6 protein-coding genes are annotated in these 9464 nt (G+C 34.5%); all 6 read right to left on the bottom strand.

The features are described 5' to 3' along the window. Window positions 1-155 precede the first annotated feature (155 nt). Window positions 156-1280 (bottom strand): BMP family protein, encoded by a 1125-nt coding sequence (locus QWC74_RS01875; RefSeq protein ID WP_006783335.1) that lies wholly within the window; start codon window positions 1278-1280, stop codon window positions 156-158. A gap of 259 nt (window positions 1281-1539) precedes the next feature. Further along, entirely contained in the window at window positions 1540-2637 is a 1098-nt protein-coding gene (locus QWC74_RS01880; RefSeq protein ID WP_006783334.1) for a BMP family protein, read from the bottom strand. A 124-nt stretch (window positions 2638-2761) separates the two neighbouring features. Continuing rightward, the gene (locus tag QWC74_RS01885) at window positions 2762-3910 is read right to left on the bottom strand and encodes a BMP family protein (protein ID WP_006783333.1); all 1149 of its coding nucleotides are present in this window, start codon (window positions 3908-3910) and stop codon (window positions 2762-2764) included. 125 nt (window positions 3911-4035) lie between these two features. Beyond that, on the bottom strand, window positions 4036-6348 hold the full coding sequence (locus QWC74_RS01890; RefSeq protein ID WP_006783332.1) for a DNA translocase FtsK: 2313 nt from the start codon (window positions 6346-6348) through the stop codon (window positions 4036-4038). A gap of 142 nt (window positions 6349-6490) precedes the next feature. Then, entirely contained in the window at window positions 6491-8242 is a 1752-nt protein-coding gene (locus tag QWC74_RS01895; RefSeq protein WP_006783331.1) for a ribonuclease J, read from the bottom strand. Between the two features lie 557 nt (window positions 8243-8799). Beyond that, a partial coding sequence (dapA, locus tag QWC74_RS01900) for a 4-hydroxy-tetrahydrodipicolinate synthase (RefSeq protein WP_288993863.1) occupies window positions 8800-9464 on the bottom strand: 665 nt, incomplete at its 5' end.

Raw genomic sequence — 9464 nt, forward strand, 5'->3', positions numbered from 1 at the left:
TATGATAACGTATCCAATGTCGGTGATAATGAACTCCATGGTATACTCTCTTACTTAGTATGTGTTAAATCCTATTCTTATTATTTACTTTAAAAAAAGTACGCCTGTGAACAGGCGTACTTCGTTTAACAAACAATCAATAGTATTTAAATGAATTATTTAAAGTTAATATTGCTTGCGTCATATCCTAATTCTGCTAACATTAATTCTAATTCTTCTGCAGAAGTTGGAGCAACTACTGTACCTGCTTTGATAGCTTCGAATACTTCATTTGTTTTGGTAGTTGTATCTTCTGTTAAGTTTGGATTCACTTCAGGTAATCCAATTCCATTTGTTTTAGCATCCATTGTGATGACTTGCCCACCTGGGAAGTTTCCATTTACAAATGCATCAATGTTTTCATAAGCTGCATTATCAATACGTTTGATGGCAGAAGTTAAGATAACAGATTTACCATTTGACATGACACCTTCTTCATATTGGTCTACGTCAACTCCAATCACATAAACTTCTTCACCAGCTTCTGCACGAGTTTTAGCTTCATTGATAACACCATTTCCAACTCCACCAGCTGCTACGAACACAATATCGATTCCTTTATCGTACATTCCACCAGCTTGCGCTTGTCCACCTTGAACATCAGTGAATGTTCCATTGTATAAATAATCAGCTACTTCAACTTCTAATCCATAAGTAGCATTCGCGTAAGCAACACCTGCTACATATCCGAATCCGAATTTTTCAACAGCAGGAATTTTCATTCCTCCAATGAATCCAACTTTTCCTGTTTGTGTTTGTAAAGCGGCTGCAACACCTGCTAAGAATCCAGCTTCTTGCTCAGCAAAGTAAATCGCAACTGTATTTTCAGCCATCTCAGCCGGTTGTCCATCTAAAATGATGAATTTTGTATCTGGGTTTGCAACTTGTAATTCGTTGATTGCTTCTTCAAATTTGAATCCAGGAGCAACAATAATTTGATTTCCTGACATGATTAAATTATCTGCTGCACTTAAGTAGTCTTCTTTCGCTTCCCCACCTGGTTGAACATATTTCACTTCAACACCTGTGTGATCAGCTGCATATTGTTGGATTCCAGCCCAAGTTCCTTGGTTAAATGATTTGTCATCAATGGTTCCTGAGTCTGTCATCATCCCAACTTTTACAGTCGTTTGATTTCCAGTTTGAGGTGTTTCAGTTTTTGCTTCTTCTGCTCCTCCACAAGCAGTTAGTCCAACTGTAGCACACATTGCAACAGCAAACATAGAAAGTAATTTTTTCATTTGTATGGCCTCCTCATATTTTATACATCTTAAGTTTAACAGAAAAGCTATTTAATGTAAATATTTTGTCGCTTTTTGTTAAGTATAAATTGTATTAAAAGACCAAATATTACTTTTCTTTTTTAAAACTACGATTAAGTTTTAAGTTGATTGCATTGAATATGTTTTTAAAATGATTCCTCCCAATCTAAAAATAGGCGCCTAACATAAAAGCTTTTAAAGAAGGAATAATCTTTCTTTAAAAGCTTTTATAAATGATCTAATTATAATTTATTAGGCTAGCATCATATTGATACTCAGCTAAAAAGGCTGTTAATTCTTCAGCTGTCTTAGGAACACTTAACTGATCATTTTTCATCAAGTTAAGTGCTGCTTCTATTTTTTCTAATGTCTCAGTTGTTAAATTAGGATTTTCTAAAGGAATCCCAACTCCATTTGCTTTTGCATCCATAATGATCACCTCTCCACCACGAAATTCACTTTGAGCAATATCATCCAATGCATCATAAGCCGCATTATCAATTCGCTTAATCGCAGAAGTTAGGATAACTGATTGGTCATCTCCTAATTTTCCCTCCTCATATTGATCAATATCAACCCCAATTACATACACCTCTTCCTGATTCTCAGTACGTGCTTTGGCCTCATTAATCACACCATTTCCAACGGCAGCTGCCGCTGAGAAGATAATATCCACCCCTTTATCGTACATGCCTCCGGCCATCATTTGCCCACCTTGTACATCATAAAAGGTCCCTTGAAATTGATAATCAGTCACTATCGTCTTCGTTCCATACAATTGATTAGCATAAGCAACACCCGCTACATAGCCTCTTCCAAATTTTTCAACAGCTGGTATTTTCATTCCACCTATAAAAGCAACTTTTTCTGTTTTAGATTGAAGAGCTGCCGCCATTCCAACTAAAAATCCAGCTTCATTTTCTGCAAAATAGATAGACATTGTATTAGGACTTTCTACAGATGGTTGCCCATCTAATAAAACAAATTTAACTTCTGGATTTTCTTGTTGTAATTTCGTAATCGCCTCTTCAAATTTAAATCCTGGTGCAATGACAATGTTACTACCTGCCATGATTAAATTATCACCTGATGTGACATAATCTTCCGTTGTTTCGCCTGACGGTTGAACAAACTGTGCCTTTACGCCTTCATGATCCTCAACGTAACGTTGGATTCCTTCCCACGTTCCTTGATTAAACGACTTATCATCGATGCTTCCCGAGTCAATCAACATTCCAATTTTTAACGCTTCTTCACTCTTTGATGAATTGTTACAAGCGACTAATACAAAGCTAAGTATTAAAAAAAATAGAATGCTTATACTATTTTTTTTCATAGTTGAACCTCCTTTTATGACATTTTTTTATCTTCTTTTATTATTCATCAACTTCACTGACTTATTACTTATTTTCCACAAACATCAAAAAAAGAGGGGATATCAATCTTCCTCTTTTTTTAAATTATTGAGTTAAATCAGTTGAAACGACAATTTCTCCCGAGATAATTTTTTCCTGATAGTCCTGAACGATACTAACAGTATTCCCTTCTAACTGCTCATTTTCTAAGGTCACCCTAACGCCCCCGTTTTCAAGCCCTAAAATGAGCTGATTTCCAAGCGTAAATTCTTGTGTTAACCACCCATTTAAAAGATTAGAAACTGCGACGTCAACATTTTTCAAAACGGATGTTAATACCACTGAGTTTCCATTTGAAAGACGACCTTCTTCTAATAAATCGATGACTGAATTTATCACCCATACAGGACGATGATTTTGTGTATACTGTTTCGCCACTTCAATGACATCATGTTGTAAAGAACCTACCCTCTCGAATACAATATCATGATGATCATCATACAAGCTTTTAACGACCTGCTTTAAATCAACTGTTGAAATTGATTTTAAAATATATTTTTCTGTTACTTCAATATCAGAACGAACGGCTTTAGCACCTGCTATAAATCCACAACCATATTTGTTCTCTACTGATGAATCATCTGCATAGCCTAAATAAGCAATCTTATTGGTATTCGTTTGTAAAGCAGCTATGACTCCTGCTAAAAAGGCTGCAGATTCTTCATGAAATTTAACTCCAAATACATTTGATGACTTCGTGTAATAGTCAAAGGTTAAAAAAACAATATCCGGATAATTATTGATGATGGTTTCAAGTTCTTTCTCATATGTTGAATTCGGTATTAAAATCAATTGCGCCCCACTTGCAATTAATTGATTCACCGTATTTAAATAACTATTTGCATTATTTTCTTTGGGTGTTTCCACTTCAAATTTAATTTCAGGATATTCCCTATTCAATTCCTTACTTATCTTTTGAAGTAATTCACGATTTAAATCTTGATGGGGATCATCTACTAAGCCAACTTTCAATTTCGTCGCCACTTCAACCACTTGGCGTGTCATAGGTTGTTGATCCTCTTGTTCTTCGCTAACCGTCTCAATTGAAATAGGCTGTAGTAATTTAATACTGCTCGTCTCCTCTTCACCTGTTTGAAATGTACCTAGACTCTGATTGAATGGTTGACATCCCGTACAAAGCAAAAGACTCATTGCAAAGGTTGCAATCGCCACTCGCTTTTGATTAAGCCCCATTTATAAAACCCCTTTCATCAGCACTCTTTTATTTTATCACATCTCTTATGTCTAATTAAATCATATTTTGTATCATATGCTTTCCCCTGACATAAAAATGTCAACTCGGCGCTTTTACGATGAAACTATTTCAAATTCGACATTAATTCTTGACACTGCCCCTCTGACATCAAGACCTCACGTGGCTTACTTCCTTCACTTGGACCAATTAATCCTGCCGATTCTAAATCATCCACAATTCTAGCTGCACGATTATATCCAATACGGAAACGTCTTTGTAAGAGCGAAGCTGAAACTTTTTTACTTTCAATAATATAAGATAACACTTCTCTCATCAGTGGATCTTCCATCGTATTGCTTTCACTTTGCCCTTGTTCTAAATTTTCTAAGAAATCTTGTTTAATCTCCTCATGTTGGACTTGATTCTTAATAAACTCTACAATTCGAACAACTTCTTCATCCGAAATAAACGCACCTTGCACACGCGTTGGATTTGAAGCTCCCATTGGTAAAAATAACATATCCCCTTTTCCGAGTAACTTCTCCGCTCCTGGCATATCAATAATCGTACGTGAATCGACAGCCGATGAAACACCGAACGCAATACGAGATGGGATATTCGCCTTAATAACTCCGGTAATGACATCTACTGAAGGTCGTTGTGTTGCGATAATCAAATGAATTCCAGCAGCACGTGCCATTTGAGTTAATCGCATAATACACTCCTCTACTTCTTTTGACGCAACCATCATTAAATCCGCTAACTCGTCAATAATTACCACAACAAATGGTAAAACCGTCTTTTTAATTTCATTCGTCTCATTTTGATGACGAACATAATCATTATAACCTTCAATATTACGAGTTCCACTCTCACTGAACAATTCATAGCGATATTCCATTTCCGTCACCACTTTTTTTAACGCAAGAGACGCAAGGCGTGGATCCGTCACAACTGGTGCTAATAAATGTGGAACCCCATTGTAACCATTTAACTCTACCTTTTTCGGGTCAATCATTAACATCTTCACTTCATTCGGAGTCGCACGCATTAAGATACTACAAATAATTGTATTAATACAAACTGACTTTCCTGAACCTGTTGCGCCTGCTACAAGTAAGTGAGGCATTTTATTTAATGGTGAATACACTGTTTTTCCCGAGATATCTCGTCCGAGAACCATTAAAAGTTTTTCTGATTGCTGTTTTTGCGGAACTTCCTTTACAATCTCCTTAAATGTCACTAGCGTTTGTTTAGGATTTGGAACTTCAATCCCAATAGCAGACTTTCCTGGAATAGGAGCCTCGATTCGAATCCCTTTCGCCGCAAGTGCTAAGGCGATATCATCGGTTAAGCCAATAATTTTACTAACTTTTACACCGACATTTGGTAAAATTTCAAATCGTGTGACAGCAGGTCCGATATGAACTTCTTGAACTTTTGCCTTCACATCAAAATTCTTAAATGTGTCTTCAAGTTTTCTGGCTTGTGCTTTTGCACTAACCAGCATCCGTTGCGAATTATTAGTTTGTTGATAATCTACAAGCAAATCTAATGGAGGTAGGGTGTAATTCTCATCACTCATAAACGTTTCAATCGTTGAATGAGGTTCTACTTTTTCCTGTTTTATTTTTTCAGCAAAATCACTAATTTTAAACTCGAGTTCTTCCTCCCCTTCCTCTTGCAATTCAACCTCTTGATCAAACGTTGTAATGGTTACCTCATCATTCTCAAAATCAAAAATAGGAGTGGTTGTGTCGATCATCGCATTCAACTCTTCTGCCTCTTCTTCTATCTCTTCCTGATCGGATCTCTTTTTCACCTTAGGTTTAGTTGCTTTTTTTACTTTTTTCATTCTTTTTTCTCGATACTCAAGTCTAGATAGTTTGATTCCTTCATATACATCTTTAAATGTTAAATTAAAGACGAGTAATGTTCCATAACAAAGAATAACTAAAGATAAAATATATAATCCAATTGCTGTCATTAATGGAACGAAAATCCCATAAATTACAGATCCAATGAATCCGCCACCTACTGTAAAGGTCGTATTTAAGACATCATTATTCCAATAATAATTAACCATCCCGGAAAGCAACGGTGTATTGTGTGCATTAAATTCACGATAAACCGGGAGATGACTAAATGAAATAAAAGCAATAAACATTAAATAGTAACCAATTTGACGCGTCGTAAAAAACGTCGGAACTTTTCGACTAAAAATCATTTTACCACCATTGATAATCATCGCCAGAGCCACTACCCAAAAAAACTCACCAAAAACAAATAAGAAAATTCGCTTCAAAAAAGTTCCGATAATTCCAAGTTGACCTAGAGTTAAAATAGATAATAAGATTAAGCCAATTCCAATTAACTCAATATATAAATCCGTAACAAACGTTTGTTTTTTTTGTTTCACTTTCTTTTTTTGTGCCATAATAATCCCTCTATTACTTCATAATCGTACTTTACTTATTATCTCATAAAATCCCTAATTTTCCATTAATATCTGACGTTCTTTTTTTAGAAATCTTGAACTAAGTCAAAAACAGCTGCCGTTTGGCAGCTGTTCAATTGGATTATAAATTAAATTCTTCTACAATTGGAATAATAATGGGTTTACGTTTTGTCTTGTTAAACAATAACTTCCCAATTTTATCACGTAATTCTTGACGTAATCCTTGCCAGTTTACATATTGTTCTGTCACAAATTGACCAATAATATTTCGAACCAACTCATCAAGTGCCGCATATAACTCTTCATTACCTTTTTCGTAAACAAATCCTTTACTCACAATTTGTGGTCCTGCGACAATTTCTTTTGTATTTTTATTTAAATTAGCAATCACCACAATAATTCCATCATTGGCCATTAATTGACGATCACGTAAGACCACACTTCCGATATCACCCACGCCCAATCCATCAACTAATACTTGATCAATTTGAATATGTTCCGTATGATTAACTAATTCACCTTGTTGAAATTCAACCACATCACCATTATCTAACAAAATAACATTTTCTGTATTATATCCCATTTTCTCAGCAATTTTAGCATGAGCGACTAAATTACGATATTCTCCAATAACAGGCATAATGTATTGTGGTTTTAATAAGTTCATCATTAATTTCAAATCTTCACTACTTGCGTGAGAAGAAGGTAATAAATTTTTATTAATCGCAACCACACTTGCCCCTGTACGGTATAATAAATCTAGTGTGCGAGCTGCTTTAATTTCATTTCCTGGAATAGGAGCAGTTGCCACAATAACCGTATCACTTTTTTCAATATGAATTAAACGATCCTGATGTTTTGCCATGCGAATCAAGGCATTAAATGGTTCGTAGCGATTTCCAGTTGCTAAAACAACAAGATTAGACAGATTATTATCATTTTTTTCATCGATATACAGTAAATTCATGAGCGCAGATTTCGGAATTCGCAAATAACCAAGTTTAACCGAAATATCAACAATACGTTGCATCTTACGTCCAATAATGGCAATCTTACGTCCATTTTGAATCGCTAAATCAATCACTAATTGAATACGATGTAAATCCGATGAATAAAGCGAACAAATAATGCGCCCCTCAGCACGTGAAAAAGCTTCTTCTAATTCATAAGTTAAAGAACTGCCTGTACTTGTATGCCCTGATTTTTCGGCATTGATACTCTCCGATAATAAACAAAGAACACCTTCCTTTGAAATTTCAGAAATACGTGCATAATTAGTTTGATAACGCCCCTTAGCACTTTGATCGAATGTAAAATCAGACGTATATACAATCACTCCATCTGTTGTATGAATACAAATCGCAACAGAATCTGGAATGCTGTGAGTTGTTTTGAAGAATGTGACTTTTATATCTCCAAAAAATAGCTCGTTATTTTCTCGAATTTTATATAATTTATAGTTTTTAAAATCAAGTCCATTTTCACTAAGTGAATCTTCTACTAATGCCATCGTTAAGCGTGTCCCATAAATTGGAACATTAATCAAACTCAATAATTGAGGTAAGGCCCCGATGTGATCTTCATGCCCATGTGATAAGAAAATCCCTTGTACACGTGACACATTCTCTTTTAAATAAGTAAAATCTGGAATTACCGCATCAACACCCAGCAAATCTTCAGTTGGATATTTCAACCCTGCATCTAAAACAAATATTTTATCATTTACTTCTACCACATATAAATTTTTTCCGTTTTCATCTAATCCGCCTAATGCAAATACTTTGATTTTTTGTTCAACTACTGATGACACATTTTTATCGCTATCAAAACTGCTATCACTTGATAACAGGTTACATTTTTGACAACGATTCACCTCCTTTATATCTTGAATTAACGTTAAAGCATTTCGTTGTAACGGACGTTTTTTTGCTTTTAACTTTTAAATAAATGGTTTTAAATCACAATCCTGTCCTCTTCTCATGGGACTTCAAATGTACAATTCCTTCTAAAGTACGTTTACTTATTTTGAAGATGCTTAATGTTATTTTTGAATTACTTTCCTAAACGTCAATATCAATAGGTTTTGTTCTCAATCTTAAATTAGTTCTATTTCTTCGAACAATATCCTACCCTCAAAATTAAAATAAATAAAAATGATTCATAAAAATTAAAAAACATGGCATCCCATCAATAAACTTAAAATTTGAGAAAAAGACCTAATCCTTATTACTCTTTACATTCTTGTAAGATAATAAGTCTGTCAAATTCTCTCAATTATCATTTAAAAGAAACTGCGTAATCTCTATATTCATTATAGTACACAACGCAAGATAATGACAAGTATATCCTTCTTTTTTATTTAACATTCGCTTTTTTCCTCTTTAAAATACGAAAAAACGTCTGTCACACTTCAAACAGACGTTTTGATTCTTATTCATCTATCAAATCTTTGATTTCATTAAATAAATCTAATGCCTCAAACTGATCCATCTCTACAAGGGGTAAACGAAGTGATCCGACATCCATTCCCATTTGATTTAAAATCGCTTTGATTGGAATCGGATTCGTGGTACTAAACAATCCTTTACAAAGTGGCATTAATTTATTTTGTAAAGCTTCCGCCTCTTCTAATTTTCCTTCTTTAAATAATTTATAGATTTGATTCATTTGTAACCCTGCTACATGTGAAGCAACTGAAACAACCCCAGCTCCTCCAAGTTTTAATGCTTCTAAATAATTAGAATCGTCGCCACTATATAAGGCAAAATCGGAAGGCATTACTTCTTTAAGTTGTTTTAATAATGTTAAGTCACCGCTTGAATCTTTAATTCCGACAACATTTTTAAGTTGTGCTAACTCCAAAATGGTTTCTAAATCTAAACTAACCCCCGTACGCGATGGAATATTGTATAAAATAATAGGTAAATCTGTTGAATTTGCCACTTCTTTATAATGCGTTAATAAGCCAATTTTATTTGGTTTATTATAATATGGAGTAACCACCAAAACACCATCAGCACCAATTTCTTCTGCTAATTTAACATTATGAATCGTTGTTTTCGTATTATTAGTTCCAACACCACAAATAATAGGGA

It is taken from the genome of uncultured Turicibacter sp. (assembly GCF_938044715.1).
In the GTDB taxonomy this organism is placed as follows: Bacteria; Bacillota_I; Bacilli_A; order MOL361; family Turicibacteraceae; genus Turicibacter; species Turicibacter sanguinis.